This window comes from Rhodococcus sp. YH3-3 (genome assembly GCF_001653035.1).
GTDB classification, from domain to species: domain Bacteria; phylum Actinomycetota; class Actinomycetes; order Mycobacteriales; family Mycobacteriaceae; genus Rhodococcus_F; species Rhodococcus_F qingshengii.
On the sequence record NZ_BCWH01000008.1, the window covers coordinates 32,718 to 50,677 of the forward strand.

The window sequence follows — 17,960 nt, forward strand, 5'->3', positions numbered from 1 at the left end:
GCGCGTCCGCGGCCACGTGCCGGGCCTCCGCGGCTGCGATCAGTGCCTTCGACGGCACGCAGCCGGTGTTCACACACGTGCCGCCGAACGTGCCACGCTCGACCATCACCACCGACTTGCCCAGAGAGGTCGCACGAATGGCCGCCGCGAACGCACCGCCGCCGGATCCGATGATCGCGAGGTCGTACCTGGTCTGCATCCCGATTCCTCCCAGAACTGTTGGGAAACGCTCCTGATGCAGCGATACTGGACCTTCCAGTAAAGGGGAAGGTCAAGCGAGACCTGCGACACGATGGAGGCCGGGATGCGGATCGGAGAACTCGCCGAGGCGGCAGGCACGACCACCAAGACTCTGCGGTTCTACGAAGAGCAAGGGCTGCTGCCCCCGGCCGAACGCACACCGGCCGGCTACCGCGACTACACCCCCGACGCGGTCAGCCGGATCGACTTCGTCCACCGCGGCCAAGCGGCCGGGCTCACCCTCGCCCAGATCAAGCAGATCCTCGACATCCGCGACCACGGCCAAGCTCCCTGCGGCCACGTACGTGACCTGCTGGACGCGCGCCTTGCCGACATCGACGCGCAGATCGCCGACCTCACAACACTTCGCGACAACGTGGCTGCGCTCCGCGACGATGCAGCCCTCCCAGAGCCCGAAACCTGTAGCCCCGATCAGGTCTGCAGATACCTATAGCCCTCGCCACTCGGCAGTGACCACCGAGACCAAGGGCGTGATTAGCCGGTGCCAGGTGGGTCCCAGTCAGGCCGTCATCGTGGTCCCAGATCGGGTTGACACAGCCAACATGAGTCCCGCCGGCGCCGAAACCGAGGCGATGACCAGAGCCGGTCCAAGACAATGGCGGCCCGCTACCAGCCTTGCAAGGCAAGGAGGTTCGGTGTGGGCCACACTGCACATTCCTACGTGGAGGCTGGGCGCTCCGGCATCTTCATCATGATGAGCTCCGCACCGTCCTTGTACCGGTAGGCCCAATGACCATCCTTCGTCATCACTGTGCCGGCCTGGCCCTCGTCCGGCGCAGGGCTCCACCCTTGAGTCTCATTCGGTTCCGCACTCTCGCTCATTCCACTATTGTCTCAACCTCCGAAAACCGGCTGAAACCAGTGGCCGACACTGACCACCGGAAACGGCGGGTAGCCAGCACCAAAACAGATGCATCAATCTTGCATCTGATGCCAATCTGCCTCCTTGGCCACCCAGGACATGACGAAGCCGCCGGCACCTGACGGTGTCCAGCGGCTTCACAGGGTCGGTGCCCGTCTTGCGCCTCTCGGCAAGTGGCCGCTCGAAGCGGCATTTCTTTCGGTGGTACCCGGGGCAAAGAACCGAACACCGACAGCCTCTACAACGAAGACCGCCGCAGAGTTATTCCGGTGCGCTGACCTGCATCGCGATCAGTCGTCACTGCCGGCTACGAAGGTCGCCGTCGACAAGAATTCGGGGGTGATCTGCACGCCGGTGTAGTTCGCGGCCATCGCAAAAGATGCTTCGATGATATGGAATTTCCCGTCCGGCGACGGTCCTTCACTGTCGGGGTCGAGCCCGACTTCCCTCATCCGCGACTTCCACGCCTCCGACATCGGGTTCCCCGCTTCGGAACCGAAGAGGGGGTCGAACTGCACGGTATGAACTCCGTCCTGCCACAGGTCGAACGAGGACACTGCTTCGACGTCGCGCGAGTGTGTGAGCACTTCACGTCCCACCGACAGAGGCACCATAAGCTCGTCGTCCGAGCCGGCCCACGCCATCCGAGCGATCGCGATCGCCCAGTTCCCCAATGCCGCGGTGCCGACGACCGAATACTCTTCCCATTCGATGTCGTTGATGCCGTGCAATCCGCGGAATTCCCCCAGGTCGCGCACGGTCATCGCTTCGATCACGGCGGTCGGCGTTGCGTCGCGCACGTAGGTCACGTGCAGCCCGTTCTCGGTCCACGGGTAGTCGCGGAAGAGCCACTCGAAGTCGCGATACGTTTTCATGTGAAGCCTTCCCGAGAGATTCCGTCATTTCCTGGTGATGATCGTCCGCAACACGAAACGGAACACCACCGCGGTACCGGCCCCGACCGCGACGCCGGCCACCACGTCGGCCAGGAGAATTCCGACGGTGACACCGAGGGCTGTGGCGGCCACGATCGCCAACGCGACATCGGTAGGCGACGGCCGAGGGTTGGTGATCGCACTTCCCCTTCCGCGACAGTCGACGACGTACTCGCACAGATCATCACACGGCGTTTGGCGCGGAAGTCGGACCCACGCTGTTCAATGGAACGGGAACCGATTACGAGGAGGTCAGGCCATGTGTGGGCGCTATGCAAGCACAAGCTCGAGCAAGGAATTGCAGTCGTTTTTCGACACGATGCAGACCGTCGGCGACGAACTCCCACCGTCCTACAACGTCGCCCCCACACAACCTGTCCGTGTGATCCTCGAACGAACCCCAAACGAGGAACCCGACGCCGAGCCCCAGCGCCAGCTCCGGACCGTCAAATGGGGATGTTGACCGGACTACGAGACGACGCGCCGTCCTCGTTGCAGTTCGCGTGGCAGGCAGTGGCATAGACCTCTTTGATGACGGCGACTCTCGAAGGGGCGAATAGTGGATCGCATACGGATTGAACTCGAGCGGTGGGGTTCGGTGGTCGAAGCTTCCGGTTCTTCTCCGTGGCTGGTGGTCGACGATCTTGGTGGAGCGATCGAGCCGATCCGTCGGTATCTGGTCGAATTCTCAGCTCGCGGTAACCGGGCGAGCAGCTCGCGCAGCTACTCCTACGACTTACTGCGGTGGTGGCGATGGCTGCGGATCGTCGAGGTGCCGTGGCAGCGGGCGACATCGGACGAGATTCGCGACTATGCGCTTTGGCTTGGTGCGGCGACCAAGCCAGGCGCGTCCGCACGCACGGTGTCGTCGACGACAGCGGGAACGGTCAACCCAATTACACGGAAGGCCTACCTAAACGACCGTTACCAACCGCGGACGGTCCGTCACGCATTGGCGGTACTACGGGAGTTCTATGACTATTGGGCCGATCTCGGTGAGGGGCCGGTCGTCAACCCGGTACGGCGGGCGGTGCACGCTCGACCCAACGAGCACCACAATCCGATGGAGCCGTTCCGGCCCGAAGGTCGACTGCGTTACAACCCGCCGATCGCGAAGCGGCGGCCACGGACCCTATCGGACGAGCAGTGGCGTGATGTGTTCGCCGCATTGCGCTCGCACCGGGACCGGGCGTTGCTGGCGCTGGCGCTGAGCAACGGCGCACGCGCCGGTGAGTTGCTCGGTCTTCGCGGTGTCGACATCAATTGGGGCGATCAACTGGTGCGCGTGATCCGCAAGGGTAGCCGCGCCGAGCAGTGGCTACCAGTCAGCGCCGAAGCCATCGTTTGGCTTCGCCTCTATCTGGGAGAGAGCGCTCCCGTCGGACCAAACGAGCCGATCTGGCGCACTGTGCGTCGACGCGACCGCGGCACCGGACCTGCGGATCAACCACTGACCTATGACGCGCTACGGGCGGTGTTCCGGCGGGTCAACAGGACGCTAGGGACGAACTGGTCGATGCACGACCTGCGCCACACCGCGGCGCTGCGGATGTCACGCGACCCGAACCTAACCTTGCGCGACATACAGGTGATCCTCGGCCACGCCGATATCGACACCACTGCGTCGACCTATTTGTTCGAGGAAGACATCGAGGTCGCCAAGCGAGTTCTGACACATCTCGACCGGCAACACGAGGCGGCTCCGGAGCCACCACCTGTGGCCAATCGGTACGACCCCGCGGACCTGACTGTGCTTCTCGGTGGAGCAGCGAAGTGAGAGCGCCGGCACCGACACCAGCCAAGCGCTCACCCGTCTGGCGGGCTACCGACGAGGAACGCGCGCGCTGGGGCGCGCGAGGCGGCGTCGGCGGACAATTGGACGAGACGGCTGCCGAGGATGTGCTCACCGCCCTCAAATCCTCGCCCGAAATGACCCGACGCTCGCCGCGACAACAAAAGCCGATCATCGCCGCGGTCCGAGTAATCCTCGTCTGGCTAGCCCGCCACCCCGGCGACGGGTGGCAGGCACGCTGGGAGTGCGCGAACCCGGACGACACCCTCCACTGGATCGAATCGATCACCCGAGATGATCCGCGGTCACTGAATGCCAAGCGGAGAGTGTTCATTGACGCTCTGGGCTGCTTGATGCTGATCCGGTTCATCCTGCCCAGCCACAGGCTCCTGCGCACCCTGTCCTCGCCGATTCTCTACGGAAAAGCCCGCGCCGTGTTCCGACCGGACCTGTTTGCACTGGCCGAACAGAACGCCGAAAAGCTGCAAATCCGTAAACCGCAGCGAGTCAACGCACTCAACACCCTCACCACGCTAGTCCTCCATTGCGGGCGCAACCTTGACGAGCTTACCTTCGACGACTTCATGAACCTGCGATATGCAATTGGGCGACCCGGCGGGCAAACCCGCGGAAGTATCAGCGTCGGTTGGGATCTCGTGCGAGGCATCGCGAAGATCCCAGACGCGCCGTTTCACACGATGCGGATGCGCGGCCAGTTGTCGACCGGTGAGATCGTCGACTCGAACAACCTGGTCTGTCGGCCAATCCGCGACGTGATCGTCCGCTACCTCGACGAACGACGCCCAGCATTGGACTACAGCACTTTCGCCAACCTCGCTCGTGTCCTTGCCGCATTCTGGGCCGACATCGAAGCCCACAACCCAGGCATCGACTCGCTCCACCTGCCTCACGACGTCGCCGAAGCTTGGCGGCAGCGAACACGAACGGTCGTACGAGCGGACGGCACCGTCCGCGAACGACTGGCCGTCTTGAACATCTTCGTACCCGTCCGAGCCTTCTACCTCGACATCGCCGCCTGGGCGCTGGAAGACCCGTCCTGGGCGCCCTGGGCAGTGCCGTGCCCGGTGCGGCGTAGCGATACCGAGGGTTACATGAAGAACAAGCGGCAGGTCACCGCGCGTATGCACCAGCGTGTCCGGGACCGGCTGCCGCACTTGATGCGCCTGTCCGATTCTGTTGCAGACCACCTGCGACAGCAAGGCGAGCTTCTCGTCGCCGGTCAATCCGCGGGGTACGACGAGACCTTCGAACACATCGGCATTCGCTACCGCCGATTAGCGCTGAGGATCGACGGGCATGGCCCCGTCCGCCGAACAGTCGAGGAACCGGTCAAGGTTGAAATCGTCGCCACCGCCGAGCGGCTCGACCTGACTTACCTCGAGGACGAGGCGTTCTGGACGTGGGCAATCGTTGAGACGCTGCGTCACACCGGCGTCCGAGTCGAAGAGCTGCTCGAGCTCACCCAACTCGCTGTTGTCAGTCACCGCCTGCCGGATACCGGTGAGGTCATCCCGCTGCTCCAGATCGTTCCGTCCAAGACGAACCAGGAGAGGCTGCTCGTCGTCACGCCCGAGTTGGCCAGCGTTCTCGCCAGCGTCGTCAGTCGGCTGCGCGCCATCGGTGGCGGATCGATCCCGCTTGTCGCTCGCCACGACGCTCATGAGCGGTCCTGGGGACCACCGCTGCCGCATCTGTTCCAACGCCATCGCCACTACCAGTCCAAGGTCATCATCGCAGGGATGGTCAACCAACTACTCGCGCAGGCATGGGAGCGGATGGGTGTGTGCAACGCCGCCGGTGAGCCGATCAAGGCCACCGCGCACGACTTTCGGCGCATGTTCGCCACCGAGATGGTCACCGGTGGCCTGCCGATCCACATTGCCGCGAAGATTCTTGGGCACCACCGACTGGTGACGACACAGGGCTACACCGCTGTGTTCCAGGAGGAACTGATTCGCTCGTACCGCGCCTTCCTCGACGGCCGGCGAGCCGTGCGCCCGGCTGACGAGTACCGGGAACCCACCAGCGCAGAGTGGACCGAGTTTCAACAACACTTTCAGACCCGAAAGCTTGAGCTCGGGGACTGTGGCCGCCCTTACGCCACTCCCTGCAGTCACGAACACGCCTGTGTCCGTTGTCCGATGCTGCGCGTGGATCCGCGTGCACGAGCACGGCTGGGCGAGATTATCGAGAACCTGCGCGACCGCATCGCCGAAGCCCGCGCCAATGGCTGGCTCGGCGAGATACAGGGTCTACAGATCAGCCTCGATGCGGCCGCCGGAAAGATGGCCGCTCTCGACCGAGCCGAACGTCGGGCCGTTGGACCGGTACTTCTCGGAATACCCCGATGAGCTCGACCATCCTCCTTCCTGGCCTACCGACACGCGAAGAAACGCCTTCGCTCCGTTTGGCGCCCCGGCAATGGGAATGTCATCGGACGGGGCTAACGGATTCGTGCTGGTCAGCGCATCCCGCTCACGGGCCGGCTTGCAGGAAGAATCGGTAGAGGTGCCCCGTTGGGAACGCCGTGGACAGAACGCCAGGCGAACATCATCGACTGCTTTTCGGTCGCCTCGCAATAAGGATGTGTCAGGATCCGGACATGGCCTGGTTCATGATCGACCCCTCGAACGGCAAGGAGATCGGTGCGATCGCGCATGGCCCGGCGCTACTCGCCCGTGTCGAGGGTGTCACGGTCGGGTTGCGCTCGATCATGGCTTACTCGGTTGGGCTCGAGGTCGCGGTGACGGTCGTCGGCAGCGGCATTCACGCCGAAGCGATGAGACGCCAATACACCGCACCATCTGTCATCGACCCTGAGACGGGCAAACGCCGTGCCGGCCAGGCCCATGGTCGTCCGATGCGACTACGTGCACTCGAAGACCCGATCCTCCAACCAGTTCTTCGTAGTGACAGTCGCGGATGGTACGACAGCCAGGACTTCTACCAGCGGGAGTACCTGTACGAAGTGACCGATTTACCGCAAACCCGAGAACTGCCGCTGATCGCTGAGTGGCCCGAGGTCGGACTCGAACCTGTAACCACGCACCTGGTGCTTCCGGACCCGTCAGAGCTCGTCGCCGCGATCATTCCTCTGCCTTAGTGGAATCCGACGACCCGTTGGCGGATCCTCATCTAGCGCTCATTCGACGTTCCTCATTGACCTGGCAGGAGCGCGTTTCGCTAGTCCGGAAAAGGGCCTGTTGCCGGCCTGGGCCAAGGATCGAAAGATGGCCTCCAAACTCATCAACGCCCGCAGTGAAACCGTTACGGAGAAGCCCTCATTCAGAAGTAGTGCATCCAAACGGCGTGCCATCATTCCTGCGAACGGATACTACGAATGGATGAAAAGTGAAGCAGGGTCGAAGATTCCATACTTCCTTCACAGCGAGGTCGACATCCTTGCAATGGCCGGATTGTATGAGTTGTGGCCCGATCCTGAACTGCCCGAAGATGACCCGAACAGGTGGGTATGGACCTGCACAGTCTTGACTCGGCCAGCCAGCGATGCCACGGGACACATACACGACAGATCCCCGCTGATTCTGCTCGAATCATTCTGGGAGCACTGGCTCGATCCGAACCTCACCGACAAGGGTGAGGTCCAAGCCATGATCAACTCCGTTCCGGAGCCGCATCTCGAACCCTACGAGGTCTCGACGGCGGTCAACAGCCCCAGGAACAACGATCCGAAACTGCTTGAGCCAGTCAGGAATTAGCGGAATGGTGTTTCTGAGGGGTGAACGTTGGCGCTGGCAGTTGTGTATCCATATCGCTGCAGAAGTGACTTTGCTGCCACCAGATTTTCGTACTGCTTTGGGCCCGGCCCGACATACAAACCTGTGACTGCATCACTAGGTAACTCGTCGAGCTTGCGATACGGGACGAGGCCCGAAGGAGTGGCACGGAACTCTGGCGCGTCGAAAGAGCCGGGTTCGATGAAGCGCCATTCGTGTTCTTCCTCGAAACCCTGGTGTTTGACGCTTGCAGCGTAGAACGCCAGGTTTTGTACAGCAGTGCTCAGATTTCCTGGATTGACCGAGTGTCCACGCCGGGTGAGCTCGGTGGTGAAAAGTTCGAGCACGGCGGTTTTCAGAGCCGGAGTCAACTCATTTCTTGTGTACTGCACTTTGTGTAGCCCTAAGCCTGAGAGATGGACCGGAGACCCGTCCGATCGGGGAAACTTGCTCGGGTCGAAACCGATGGAGAATCCACCGATGCCGTTGCCGTAAGCGCGCCACTGACTAAGGACGTCTGGTTCCTGGGAGAACGAGACCGTGCAACAGTGCAGGTAGGTCTCATATTTGCGATCGATGATCAGGTCGAGTGTTCGGCAAATTTCCTTAAGAAAATCGATGCCTGTTGGGTTTGCAGCCCTGGTTGAGTTGAAAAGGGTGTGCCAACTGTTGGTGACCCAATCGGCTCCCGGTGGTGCTTGGGTAGTGGGGGGCGCGCTCGCCCACATGTTGGCCTTTTTGAGTCCATCCTTGACGAAGTTATTGACCAGTTCGAGGCCGTGAACCAGCTCCCGTCGATCATTGAGGAACTGGGCCGCGGACGCCCACAAGACGGGTTTGTAACTGCCTGACCCGACGATGTTCGGGTCAGCGGCTGTGACTTCATGCCCCAGGATCCCGAGCAGCCCGGCTGCGTCGGTGTAATGCCACAGGGTCGCAGGTAGTTCCGGAGTTGACGGTGCGTTCACAGTGGCAGTCCATGACAGGTCTATCTCCATTGGGCCTTTACTGTCTATCGCCGAGAGTTCGAATTGAGGCCCAATTCGAACATCTGTGCGAGTAAAGTGTACGGTGTCAAGGTTGCGACAGCTTGAAAGCGGGGGCAGATCGTCATGGCGGAGCCGCCCGGCGGGATCGTGCCGACGTTCGCGTCGGTCAGCAAGGCGGAAAAGCTTGAACAGCTCCGCCGCAAGATGGCGTCGATTCCCGCCCGCTCGGACGGCACCGAACCAGCCACGTCATCGGTGGTACTTCGCCCGGTCGACGAGCGGGAGCCGACTCCGATCGTGGCCACTGCGCAATCGACCCTCCGGATGCTTCCCGTTCCGGCGCCGATCGGTGATCTGCTCCCACGCGGCGGTTTGGCCCGAGGAACCGTCGTCAGCGTCGACGGCGCAGCATCGGTCCTCATCGGACTACTCGCCACCGTCACCGCCGCCGGCGGGCACGTTGCGGTGATCGGAATGCCCGGACTCGGACTCCTCGCCTTCCACGAGCAAGGTGGCGACTTGGCGAAGGTCGCGCTGGTGCCGCAGCCAAAGGATGCTGCAATCGACTGCGCTGCAATTTTGCTGGAGGGCTTCGACGTGGTTGTTCTGGGGCTCTCTGGTGGCGCTGTAACGCCCTCTCGCGGAAGGGCTGTGGCTGCGCGGGCAAGAAGTAAGGGATCGCTGTTGATCGTGACAGAAGGGCAATGGGACGGTCCGGATCTGCGGATCTTGTCGCGAGTGTCCGGATATACGGGTCTATCAGCGGGGAGAGGGCGGGTGACAGGCGTTCGGCTCGACGTCGCGGCCGTCGGCAAAGGCTTCCAACAACGCACAGGCAGCCTGGAGATCCGCGACGAGAGCGGACAACTCTGCTGGGCAACCCTCGACGACAGCACGCGTGCTGCGACACCGCCGCTCCGGGTAGCGCAGTGATCAACACCGACCACTGGACTGAACGATGGCCCGACCACCCCGTGATCAGGACATTCGACCCGCCGAGAGCGGTGAAAGTCGACATCTTGTAGACCGGGTTTGAACGTGTCCAGTGTCCAGTGTGGAGGAGTGCGTCGTTGAGGAACCCCATCGATGCCGGAGGCCTCGGTATTGCCCGTGGGTCAGAAAACGAGTGCTGTGTCCTTGCCTTTCGAAGATGGGGCATCAGTCCGGAATCTGAGCACTTGTGCGCACATGCAAGTGGGCGATCAATGCCGGGCCGTCACTGAAACCCGCCGTCCGACAGACCAGCCTGCATTCGACTCGCGACCGGCCGCGCCGATACCAAAATCCAGAAATAACGAAGAGGTGAACGTGACCGATATACTTCAGTGGCTCGCACCTCTATCTCTAGATTGATCTATCTCGTTGCCATGCAATCGGTGATGGAATTCTCTGTTAACTCAGGAATCGAGCATGAGTAGGATGTCCACCCCTGCTCGGAATATTCATCCTGCGATTTGTCCACAATTATTTCGACATCCTCAACATTGGGCAGTATGCGAATATAATTGACTATCTCGTCACCCTCCGTAGTTGTTGAGCGCAAGGTAAATTCGGAGCCTCCGGCAGTGCGCGATGATTCCATGCACTCAACTTGCGAGCGCTCGAACGTGCTACCACTACTTGCGTTCGTTTTTTTGATCTCTCCGCAACTCGGGAGGGTAAGTCGGTTGGTGAAAAAATCGGGATCTTCCGGCGATTGTGAACATGCAGCATTGGCTAACAAGATTGCTAAAATAGCAGTCCGAATTCCTGTAGTTCTGGAAAATCTCATCTTTGTATTATAGCCTGGCCCGACAGTTGTCCGCCTAGCAAGAGGGGCATTTCTGAGAAGCGGTTGGCTTAGTAACTCGGCACGCTGTCCAGGTCGTCGATGCCCCTGAGAGGCGCGACCATATGGACTTCGCCCTGTGTGGCGGAGAAGTAGGCGTCCAGTTTTCAGGACACGTCCGGAATGTTGCCTTTGATGTGGAATCCAATTCAGCGATTGCGAAAATATATCAACAATCGTCATTCCTCCATCCATCTTCTTTGCTGTAAATCCACGGAACATCAATCTCATCCCTCTCTGGATGAACAGAGAATAGTGTGGTCACGTAGCCACGGCCACCCTCGATGTGCACGGTCAAAGAACTCGGACCGGGACCTCCTACTCCAAAATCTTTGAACCGAGTTGGGAACTCTTGTGCGGGAATTATATTCATGCATCGCACTGAAAGAAGGGTGTATGCATCTTTCGGATAACCTTCAAGGACGCTGCGATTCCACCTTTGGGAAGAAGAAGTCAGAATATCTTCCTGGGAAATGGCAGGATCGTAGGTATCCATGTCTACCCCGCATCCAGTCAACGACAGGGCAGTAATCAAAGAACCAAATACGCGAACAGTGAAACCATTCATTCGGATCACCTTACCCATTTACTTCCGACTCGGCATCAATGCGCATAGTCGGCGACGTGTTGCCCTTGGCCCTCTCTGACGTCGCCGTGACGTCCCCTCATGGACGGGGTCATGGCGGCCCGTGCGAGTGTATGGGATCGCTGCTCACCGTCACGGAACGGCAATGGGACGGTCCCGATCCTACGGATTAGTGTTAGGTTATGCGGCGATTTCGTTCAGGGCTCATCACGGTAGTTGTGGTTGCTGTTCTTGCGGTCGGAGCAGTGATCGCCTTCCGTGTCCTCGACGAGCGACGCGATCCCGTGGCGTTGCCGACGGGGGTGGTGGTCGATCGCGCCACCTGTTTGGCGCCGGAGGTCCTCGTCGCGGCGGTCCCTGGAGAGGTGCAGTCACCGGAGCTGTTGTCAGATCCTCTACCTCCTGCGGGCACGGTTCCCGAGAACTTCGAGCCGAAATCTGTTGTGGTGTGCCAATTCCTCGCATACACAGACGATTCCAGCGAGGCAACCCTTTCGCAGACAACCAGAACGGGGGACATGGCGCATGTGGTGGCCCAGTTCAAGCGGGAGTCACTCAAATCGCCATGGTTCGGCGAGTGCCCCACCCCCTCGAGCGTTCCCACACCTGTGGTGTGGCTGGTCGATAGCGCAGGAAAGGCTGTCAGGGTTGCATTTCCGGTCGATGGAACATGCCGGTACCCGTTCCCGGATGCGTACGAGGCAGTGATGAACTTGGTGGTGCAGGACGCACAATTGCACCATCTTCCCCGTGCATGGTGATGTCGGGCTGGGTATGAATCTGGAACCGAGGTCGACCGGGAAGCGCTGCTGTACCTCAGTTCCTCCGCGAGGTACAGCAGCACTACATAGTGAAAATGGTTACCGGGTTGTGGGTGCGACGGTCATGGTCGAGGTAGGGGCCCCGGACTGCATGGGGTCGTTCGGTTCGACCGACTCCGGAGGTCCGCTCAGGCGCGGGGCAACCGATGGCTTCGTTTCACCGTTCGGCCCAACGACATGAGGTTGCGGCTCCTCGTAAGGAATCTCATTCGCAATTGCATCCTGCATCCCTTTGACGACGTCGGATTCCCCTGGCTGGACCCCGCGCGCTGCCGACGGGTCGAGCTCTTCGTGCCCGGTGAAGGGAACGACGGTGTAGAAATCGAAGTCGGCGTTGTATCGGGTTGCGAACAGGTACGACTTACCGACTTCGATCATCGGATCTTCCTCGAGGAGAATCACTTCTCCGGTTTTGGGATCTGTCCCTCCCTGCTGATTCACCGTGACTTCCTCGGCGACTTCGCCTTTCAAGGAATTCGAGACCTGAACACGGAACTGTGTTTCCGGAACCGCGCTGCGGTCGGCCGCGAATCCGCTCTGCTCGAGCACAGTGCCGACGAATACAGCGTCTGCGAAACCTGCGACCTGGCGCTGATCTTGGATGTCGATGACCCACGAGGCATCCGAATGCGCGTTCGTGTGTGGGCTCTCCTGTGTCGTCTGCTTGTCGCTGGCGCCGGAGGAGTCTTCGGTCGTGCATGCACCGAGAGCTAATGCTGCGGCTACGGCGAGAGCCACTCCGATCCGCTTCTTCGTCGAAATGGTCATGGTTGGTTCCCTTCTCGCGTGCATTTTCTCACGGATGCTTGGTGTTGTAGGAGGACTTGTCCAGGTCGGACAGGGTGGACGTCTTGGTGAAGTAGATCCGTTCGTCCATGTTCGAGCCTGCGCAGCTGTGAGCGAGTCCAAGTGAGTGCCCCATTTCGTGGAGCATCACAGGCTGAATTCGGGCATCGCTGGGGCCACTGAATTTCGCGTCGTTCATCTCGAGTGTGGAGTAGTCGGTGCCCCGGTTCTCGTAGTGACCCGCCCAGCTGTAGTCCGATCGATTGACGTCCCTGACCACCAGGACCTCGTTGTTGAGTACCGGTGCTTGGGAGATGGCTACTCGACCGAGCCCGTTCCATGTACTGACTGAACTGTTGAACGCGCTGGTGTATTTGGTGGTGGAGCTGTATTTGAGCGTACGCGGAGATCCGTGGACGGAGCTGTACGAGTTTGTGAAGTTGTTCGGTGCCGAATTCCAGAACAAACGCCCGTTCTGGAAATTCTGCCCCTTGCCACCGTAGATCCAGTTCTTGTTGTCCGGATTGATTCCGTCCCAGCAGTTGTATTCGTCGGAGGATGGGAACCCGAAGTTGCTGTTTTCCCATCCAGCATTTGCCCATTGGTCTCGAATGGCGCCCCACACCGGCCATGCTCCGGTTGGCTGTGACCAGTAGATGGAACCGCCTTCGAAGTGGTTGTAGCGGCCGGGTTTGGTGGGCGTTCCGAGCTCTCGGGTCACCGGGTATCCAAGGTCGCTGCCGCCCTCCCATCCCATGGCACCCCACTTGTCGCGGATGAGCCCGCCGATCTGATTGGCATGTCCGTTGGACACATTCGCGTGCCAGTAGATCGAGCTGTTCTTCTCGAACGGTTGCCAACGCCCGTAGTTTGCGGCGTCCGCCTCGTAGTTCGTGGCATTTCCGAAGAACGGCCAGCCTCCGGTTTCGTTGAATTCCTCGAGGATCTTCCCTCCGACGCAGAACCCGAACTTCGGGTCGTTGTTCGGGCAGCTCGGGTCCGCACTCGCGGGTGCCGCACCCAGCACTGACACACTTGTCACCGTCAGCGCGGCAGCAACCATCGCCACTGCTTTCGACCTGGATGTCGTCCACAGTTTCCGGCGTCGTGTAGCCCTCTTGATGTTTCTGCGCATGCCTATCCTCTCGGATTGATTCACAGGTACTTGCCAGCTATTGGCGATTAGCGAAGAGAGTTTTTGCGATGAAATAGGAGGATGCGATGGCGACAACGACCGCGCCGAGCAACATCAGTGTCGACCCCCACCGGATGGTCGAGGTCACGTAGTGCACGTCGCCGGAGATATTCCAGGTGCAGGCGGCTCCTGCAATCGGAAAAGCAGTCCAATGCCCCTCCTCCGGCGTGAGGGTTTGTTCCACACCCGATGCTGGTGGAAGCGGCGCGTGGGCTCGGCAGTATTCGGTCGGGTCGCCGCCGAAGGAATAGAACGAGACCGCCACGACAATCAGGACGGCAACGACCGCAATCAGAGCGAGAACACCTACACGGCGATGCATGGGCACCTCGATTGCTGGCTCGATGTACCGCCCTGTGAGTGATCTGGCGGTTGATCGCATCCCGTGGCCGCATTGCCCCCACTGCTACGCCGAATGCGCTGGAGCACAAAGATATACAGTAGGGGCCAGCTGGGGTTGAACATCACGATGTCACTACCTGACCTGTGGCGCTAATCCATGCGATCCAGCCGCCTTGGAAGTCGTTGCGGCGGCCCTCGGGGGTGGCGTATTCGTCGGTGGTGGGGAATCCGAATCGTCCGCCTTCATAGCCGTGGCGACCATATTCAGCGATAATGGCGCCGTAGACGCAGTGAGTGCCGGCCTGGGGATTGAAGTAGATATTTCCTTCGGTGAAGCGGTTGAAGCGGCCGATTCCGTTGGGCGTGCCGAGTTCACCACTTGTGGGCCACCCCAGAGGGCTCGTGGGTCCGCCGAGGTCTAGATACTTCTGCGCGATCAACCCGTACGTTTCCCAGGCCCCGGTTGCGGCGCTCCAGTAGATGCGGCCGTGCTCGAAATCCTGCACCCGCCCGCTCGCCAGAGGTTGTTCGTCGCCGGTCGGTGCACCGAGCGGGCTCGTTTCGGCGCCGAGTTGTGTGTACCGGGCACCGATCGCGCCGCCGACGGTGTACACGGGGGCGACGGGAGTGACGGAGGTTTTGAACTGCATCGCATGATACGGAGTACCCGTTGCTGTATTCCATTGCGAGACAATCAGATGCAGATTGTCCAGGGTGGATGCGGGGTGGATGTAGCCGCCGTAGATCTGGCCGTACGTCCCGTCATTTGCTCCCCAGTCGCCGCCCTTGACCTGAACGGTGGGTTCAGACCACAGTCCGTCGATGCGGGCCGCGGTGCGGGTGACGATCGCATAAGCCTCCGGATCGAAATAGGCGAGGACCCAGGCGCCCTGGACGAAGCGGACACACATCTCACCGATCCGGCCGGGAATGATCGGCGTCGGGGCATTTCCCCACGCCCAGCCCGTCTGTTCGGTCCAGCCCCACCCCTGGTAGGCGGCGGGGCTGAGGATCTGTGCTTCCGGAACGCGACGCAGGATCATGCCGGCAGGCTTGTTGCGTCCGAACGCGGTGGAGATGACGTAGACGTATCCGCCGTGGCGTTCCATCGTCCAGCACTGATCGAGCGCGCCGGGGTGATTGTCCCAACGTGCCTGCGAGAGAGTCCAATTCTCGCCCGAGTCGTCGGAGTAGGCGAGGTAGGTGAAGTTCGTTTTCCAGTCCTCGGAGTCCCAGGCGTGCACGCTCAACACCGACAGATACGTGCGCGTCCCGATCGTGAGCGCATCCCCGGGAATGACCGTGAACTCGGTGCCTGGTGCTTCGACGCTCGGCAACTGCCGCGTGTCGTGCGCATTCGGCAGGATCTCCTTCGCATAGCCGCCGCCAGCCGCAGAGCTGAACACGATCCCCTGATCCAGATTAGTTGTCGTCGAACGCAACATCACCGGACTACGCCACCCCGGACCACCAGGGGCGAGGGACTCGAACGTGTCGCCGAAGAAGAACCCGAAACGCCCATCCTGCAAACGCACAGGAAACCCCAGATCCGTCCCACCCACACCCCACGAACCGGTCTGGGACGAGCCTGTCAAATTCTTCACGAACACAGCCGAAGCAACAGGAGTAACGAGAATCTCAGGCACGCAAAACCTTCCAACACCGTAGAAGTCGCATCAACCCAATACTGAACCTGGGAATCTCCTGCGAAAAGAGGGCGGATCCCGATCGCTGCTTACGGTAAAGAACGTCCGCGCAATTGCCAACGGATACTTCATGTCAGTTAGGTTACGAAAACCAGCAGGTTGGTTTAATGCCAGGTCACTGGGGTGCCGATTCGTCAAAGTTCATACTTTCGGCGGGTCCCCACCATTGTCGGCAAACGTCCTCACACGGACATTTGCACCAGCGCCCGGTCAAGACGAGCAGAAACGACAGTGGCGCCTTTCGAGACTGGTGGCATTCGAATGGAGAGATTCCGAGGGTGGTGACACGCTTACCTGCGAGACCTCCACCTGCCGGACGGTCAGGGAAGCAAGGTAGCGATGAAGGTGTCAGCGTTTCATTCGACAGAGGCCAGCACGCTCGGTGTCTACCACGACAACACGGAGTGCATTCTGGCCGCCAGTATTGCGCCGGAACATCGAACGATTGGTGTTGACGGCAGAGCGTGGTGCATCGCGTGCGCCGCCCTGGACTGACCACCGCTTCGACGCACCAGCAAGTAAGTTCTCTCCCCGGCTCATGGCTGGAGAATGGTTCCTTGGCGGAACGGATCGGCACTGTCCTCTCCTGTGGAGCTGACGGAGCTTTGGGCGCATCATTGACAGATGACGAACGACGAGGAAGACCGCCTGATCGGTCAGACGCTCACTCGGTTGACCGCGAAATTTCCCTCGGTGTCGGCAGAAGCTGTAGCGGGGGCGGTGGAGTCCGCCCATGCTCACTTTGCCGGGCACCGGATACGGGATTTCGTTCCTCTGCTCGTAGAGCGCATGGCGAAAGAGAAACTCTCGTCGCTGGTCACCTCGTAACGAGCGTGCCGACCGCAGACAAAGACTCCGACATTGCACAGGCGAGAGTGTTTCTGGCGCTGTTGAATGCGGAGATCGACGACCTCTCCGCGCGCATCGAGGCAGCCGTGCGTCTCGAACGAAATTCCCGTGTGAACGGAAATCTGACGACGACGTCGGTAGCTCGTACCGATGCAATCATGCTGCGAAAAGAACTGCACGGGGTGCATCGACTGGTCAAGCAGCTCACCGATCGTTTCCCGACCCTGTGACCAGCACTATCGACAAGAAGCTTCACAGCGCGTTGCCGAGCACAGAGGACTGTGATCCCAAGAGTCAAAGGGGTGGTCGTTGGACGAGACGGATCAACCGGTTGCGGTCTACTCTTCGGGGCATGTATCTGGTCCCGGACCTCGACGATGACGACGACCCAGATTTCGACGAAACTTTTGATCCGGATGCGCAGACGTTGACTCCGCGCCAGTGCGTTGTCGTGGCTCGGGTGGCGACAGAGTTGGCGGATGCGGTGTTTGCTGACGCACACCTGCTCGGTAATCGCCCCGTTCAACCAGGTTCCGGGTGTGCGGTGTTGGCGGACCTTCCGGAATGCACCTGGACTCAGGATGCGACATGGCGACGCACCATGGCTCGCTCATTCGATGATCTTTCCGCCGACGCCGCTGCGGGCCTCGATCCCGAACCTCGCTGTACCGGCGAGGAAATGGCGCTGCGTCTGATCATCGGCCGCGCCCGTACCGCCATGATCTCGGACCGGTTCGTCGAAGAACTCACACATCTGCCCGCGCACAAGAATGACGATGATTGGGACGGCCCGCTCGATTACCTGTTCCAGGACCATGACGTGCTGACACTATTCTGGGCAGAACCGATATCAGATGGGGTCAACCTCGATCCCGAGGATTGGTTCACCCCCTTCGAACCGGAACTCGCGCGCGACGAAGACCGCGGCTTTCGTACATAGTTCAGCCCCGATTCACGTCGGCGGCGGATCCTCCGTGCGGTGGCCTCGTATCTTTCGTTTGTCTCGACCTGTGTCCGATGATGTGGTCTTCGTGCTACTGGTCACTGTCCAGTAGTGCACAAGACATCGGCCGCGCGCTCCCGCTCGGACGTGGGGGAGCCTCGCGCGCCGATCATGTGAGCATGCGGGTGAAAACGTCCGCGCTCTACATGTCCGGGTATCTTGATGCAGCTCAACAGTTTTGGGTCAAAATGCACGACGGACAATGGTTGGCTTGTAGCCATAGTTCGGCACTGACCACTGACCATAG

20 protein-coding genes and 1 pseudogene are annotated in these 17,960 nt (G+C 60.6%); 11 read left to right on the forward strand and 10 right to left on the reverse strand.

The window, feature by feature from the left end; all coding sequences use genetic code 11:
* Window positions 1-199: FAD-dependent oxidoreductase (locus YH3_RS34020; RefSeq protein WP_154100413.1), on the reverse strand; the 199-nt coding region annotated here is incomplete at its 3' end.
* A 105-nt stretch (window positions 200-304) separates the two neighbouring features.
* Between YH3_RS34020 and YH3_RS34025 the strand changes: the two genes are divergently transcribed.
* The gene (locus tag YH3_RS34025) at window positions 305-694 is read left to right on the forward strand and encodes a heavy metal-responsive transcriptional regulator (RefSeq protein ID WP_006246584.1); all 390 of its coding nucleotides are present in this window, start codon (window positions 305-307) and stop codon (window positions 692-694) included.
* A 224-nt stretch (window positions 695-918) separates the two neighbouring features.
* On the opposite strand, the gene YH3_RS36355 is transcribed toward YH3_RS34025, so the two are convergent.
* The 3 genes from YH3_RS36355 to YH3_RS37225 all read right to left on the reverse strand — a co-directional run bounded on the left by YH3_RS36355 (window position 919) and on the right by YH3_RS37225 (window position 2,151).
* Entirely contained in the window at window positions 919-1,083 is a 165-nt protein-coding gene (locus tag YH3_RS36355) for a hypothetical protein (protein ID WP_164490667.1), read from the reverse strand.
* Between the two features lie 330 nt (window positions 1,084-1,413).
* On the reverse strand, window positions 1,414-1,998 hold the full coding sequence (locus tag YH3_RS34030) for a DUF6461 domain-containing protein (RefSeq protein WP_064113936.1): 585 nt from the start codon (window positions 1,996-1,998) through the stop codon (window positions 1,414-1,416).
* A 24-nt stretch (window positions 1,999-2,022) separates the two neighbouring features.
* Window positions 2,023-2,151, reverse strand: coding sequence for a hypothetical protein (locus YH3_RS37225; protein ID WP_256931965.1), 129 nt, complete (start codon window positions 2,149-2,151; stop codon window positions 2,023-2,025).
* Between the two features lie 166 nt (window positions 2,152-2,317).
* Here YH3_RS37225 and YH3_RS35370 point away from each other — a divergent pair.
* From YH3_RS35370 to YH3_RS34055, 5 genes and pseudogenes are all read left to right on the forward strand, one after another.
* Window positions 2,318-2,515: pseudogene (locus YH3_RS35370) on the forward strand (SOS response-associated peptidase family protein); the annotation flags it as partial.
* A gap of 102 nt (window positions 2,516-2,617) precedes the next feature.
* A complete protein-coding gene (locus YH3_RS34040; protein ID WP_238592789.1) occupies window positions 2,618-3,835 on the forward strand; it encodes a site-specific integrase in 1,218 nt (405 codons plus the stop codon).
* Complete coding sequence (locus YH3_RS34045) at window positions 3,832-6,222, forward strand: site-specific integrase (RefSeq protein WP_082920796.1); 2,391 nt, start codon at window positions 3,832-3,834, stop codon at window positions 6,220-6,222. Before YH3_RS34040 ends, YH3_RS34045 begins: the two co-directional genes overlap by 4 nt.
* Window positions 6,223-6,473: 251 nt before the next feature.
* Window positions 6,474-6,974, forward strand: coding sequence for a hypothetical protein (locus YH3_RS34050; RefSeq protein ID WP_154100411.1), 501 nt, complete (start codon window positions 6,474-6,476; stop codon window positions 6,972-6,974).
* A gap of 4 nt (window positions 6,975-6,978) precedes the next feature.
* Window positions 6,979-7,590, forward strand: coding sequence for an SOS response-associated peptidase (locus YH3_RS34055; protein ID WP_371595651.1), 612 nt, complete (start codon window positions 6,979-6,981; stop codon window positions 7,588-7,590).
* On the opposite strand, the gene YH3_RS34060 is transcribed toward YH3_RS34055, so the two are convergent.
* Window positions 7,587-8,606, reverse strand: coding sequence for a DUF2971 domain-containing protein (locus YH3_RS34060; protein ID WP_064445100.1), 1,020 nt, complete (start codon window positions 8,604-8,606; stop codon window positions 7,587-7,589). The two genes, YH3_RS34055 and YH3_RS34060, sit on opposite strands and share 4 nt — an antisense overlap.
* 114 nt (window positions 8,607-8,720) lie before the next feature.
* Between YH3_RS34060 and YH3_RS34065 the strand changes: the two genes are divergently transcribed.
* Entirely contained in the window at window positions 8,721-9,530 is an 810-nt protein-coding gene (locus tag YH3_RS34065) for a hypothetical protein (RefSeq protein WP_064114085.1), read from the forward strand.
* Window positions 9,531-10,594: 1,064 nt separating this feature from the next.
* Here the strand turns inward: YH3_RS34065 and YH3_RS35820 are convergent.
* The gene (locus YH3_RS35820; protein ID WP_125053213.1) at window positions 10,595-10,993 is read right to left on the reverse strand and encodes a hypothetical protein; all 399 of its coding nucleotides are present in this window, start codon (window positions 10,991-10,993) and stop codon (window positions 10,595-10,597) included.
* Window positions 10,994-11,193: 200 nt separating this feature from the next.
* Here YH3_RS35820 and YH3_RS34070 point away from each other — a divergent pair, with 200 nt between their 5' ends.
* Window positions 11,194-11,772 (forward strand): hypothetical protein, encoded by a 579-nt coding sequence (locus YH3_RS34070; RefSeq protein WP_125053211.1) that lies wholly within the window; start codon window positions 11,194-11,196, stop codon window positions 11,770-11,772.
* Window positions 11,773-11,871: 99 nt separating this feature from the next.
* Here the strand turns inward: YH3_RS34070 and YH3_RS34075 are convergent, their stop codons facing one another.
* From YH3_RS34075 to YH3_RS34090, 4 genes are all read right to left on the reverse strand, one after another.
* Window positions 11,872-12,600 carry a hypothetical protein gene (locus YH3_RS34075; protein ID WP_064445101.1) on the reverse strand — a complete coding sequence of 243 codons (729 nt, stop codon included), beginning with the start codon at window positions 12,598-12,600 and terminating at the stop codon, window positions 11,872-11,874.
* A gap of 28 nt (window positions 12,601-12,628) precedes the next feature.
* On the reverse strand, window positions 12,629-13,753 hold the full coding sequence (locus YH3_RS34080) for a matrixin family metalloprotease (protein WP_082920797.1): 1,125 nt from the start codon (window positions 13,751-13,753) through the stop codon (window positions 12,629-12,631).
* 37 nt (window positions 13,754-13,790) lie between these two features.
* On the reverse strand, window positions 13,791-14,135 hold the full coding sequence (locus YH3_RS34085) for a hypothetical protein (RefSeq protein WP_125053209.1): 345 nt from the start codon (window positions 14,133-14,135) through the stop codon (window positions 13,791-13,793).
* 142 nt (window positions 14,136-14,277) lie between these two features.
* On the reverse strand, window positions 14,278-15,759 hold the full coding sequence (locus YH3_RS34090) for a DUF4185 domain-containing protein (RefSeq protein WP_331715347.1): 1,482 nt from the start codon (window positions 15,757-15,759) through the stop codon (window positions 14,278-14,280).
* A 726-nt stretch (window positions 15,760-16,485) separates the two neighbouring features.
* Here YH3_RS34090 and YH3_RS34095 point away from each other — a divergent pair.
* The 3 genes from YH3_RS34095 to YH3_RS34105 all read left to right on the forward strand — a co-directional run bounded on the left by YH3_RS34095 (window position 16,486) and on the right by YH3_RS34105 (window position 17,650).
* Window positions 16,486-16,689, forward strand: coding sequence for a three-helix bundle dimerization domain-containing protein (locus YH3_RS34095; RefSeq protein WP_064114219.1), 204 nt, complete (start codon window positions 16,486-16,488; stop codon window positions 16,687-16,689).
* A gap of 5 nt (window positions 16,690-16,694) precedes the next feature.
* Window positions 16,695-16,940 carry a hypothetical protein gene (locus YH3_RS34100; protein WP_064114220.1) on the forward strand — a complete coding sequence of 82 codons (246 nt, stop codon included), beginning with the start codon at window positions 16,695-16,697 and terminating at the stop codon, window positions 16,938-16,940.
* A 122-nt stretch (window positions 16,941-17,062) separates the two neighbouring features.
* Window positions 17,063-17,650 carry a hypothetical protein gene (locus YH3_RS34105; protein ID WP_064114221.1) on the forward strand — a complete coding sequence of 196 codons (588 nt, stop codon included), beginning with the start codon at window positions 17,063-17,065 and terminating at the stop codon, window positions 17,648-17,650.
* The last annotated feature ends 310 nt before the right edge of the window (window positions 17,651-17,960 follow it).

Excerpts from the sequence above, each read along its gene's own strand:
- YH3_RS34025 (WP_006246584.1), top strand. The coding sequence starts at position 305 with ATGCGGATCGGAGAACTCGCCGAGGCGGCAGGCACGACCACCAAGACT.
- YH3_RS36355 (WP_164490667.1), bottom strand. The coding sequence starts at position 1,083 with ATGAGCGAGAGTGCGGAACCGAATGAGACTCAAGGGTGGAGCCCTGCG.
- YH3_RS34030 (WP_064113936.1), bottom strand. The coding sequence starts at position 1,998 with ATGAAAACGTATCGCGACTTCGAGTGGCTCTTCCGCGACTACCCGTGG.
- YH3_RS34050 (WP_154100411.1), top strand. The coding sequence starts at position 6,474 with ATGGCCTGGTTCATGATCGACCCCTCGAACGGCAAGGAGATCGGTGCG.
- YH3_RS34060 (WP_064445100.1), bottom strand. The coding sequence starts at position 8,606 with ATGGAGATAGACCTGTCATGGACTGCCACTGTGAACGCACCGTCAACT.
- YH3_RS34065 (WP_064114085.1), top strand. The coding sequence starts at position 8,721 with ATGGCGGAGCCGCCCGGCGGGATCGTGCCGACGTTCGCGTCGGTCAGC.
- YH3_RS35820 (WP_125053213.1), bottom strand. The coding sequence starts at position 10,993 with ATGAATGGTTTCACTGTTCGCGTATTTGGTTCTTTGATTACTGCCCTG.
- YH3_RS34070 (WP_125053211.1), top strand. The coding sequence starts at position 11,194 with ATGCGGCGATTTCGTTCAGGGCTCATCACGGTAGTTGTGGTTGCTGTT.
- YH3_RS34075 (WP_064445101.1), bottom strand. The coding sequence starts at position 12,600 with ATGACCATTTCGACGAAGAAGCGGATCGGAGTGGCTCTCGCCGTAGCC.
- YH3_RS34080 (WP_082920797.1), bottom strand. The coding sequence starts at position 13,753 with ATGCGCAGAAACATCAAGAGGGCTACACGACGCCGGAAACTGTGGACG.
- YH3_RS34085 (WP_125053209.1), bottom strand. The coding sequence starts at position 14,135 with ATGCATCGCCGTGTAGGTGTTCTCGCTCTGATTGCGGTCGTTGCCGTC.
- YH3_RS34095 (WP_064114219.1), top strand. The coding sequence starts at position 16,486 with ATGACGAACGACGAGGAAGACCGCCTGATCGGTCAGACGCTCACTCGG.
- YH3_RS34105 (WP_064114221.1), top strand. The coding sequence starts at position 17,063 with ATGTATCTGGTCCCGGACCTCGACGATGACGACGACCCAGATTTCGAC.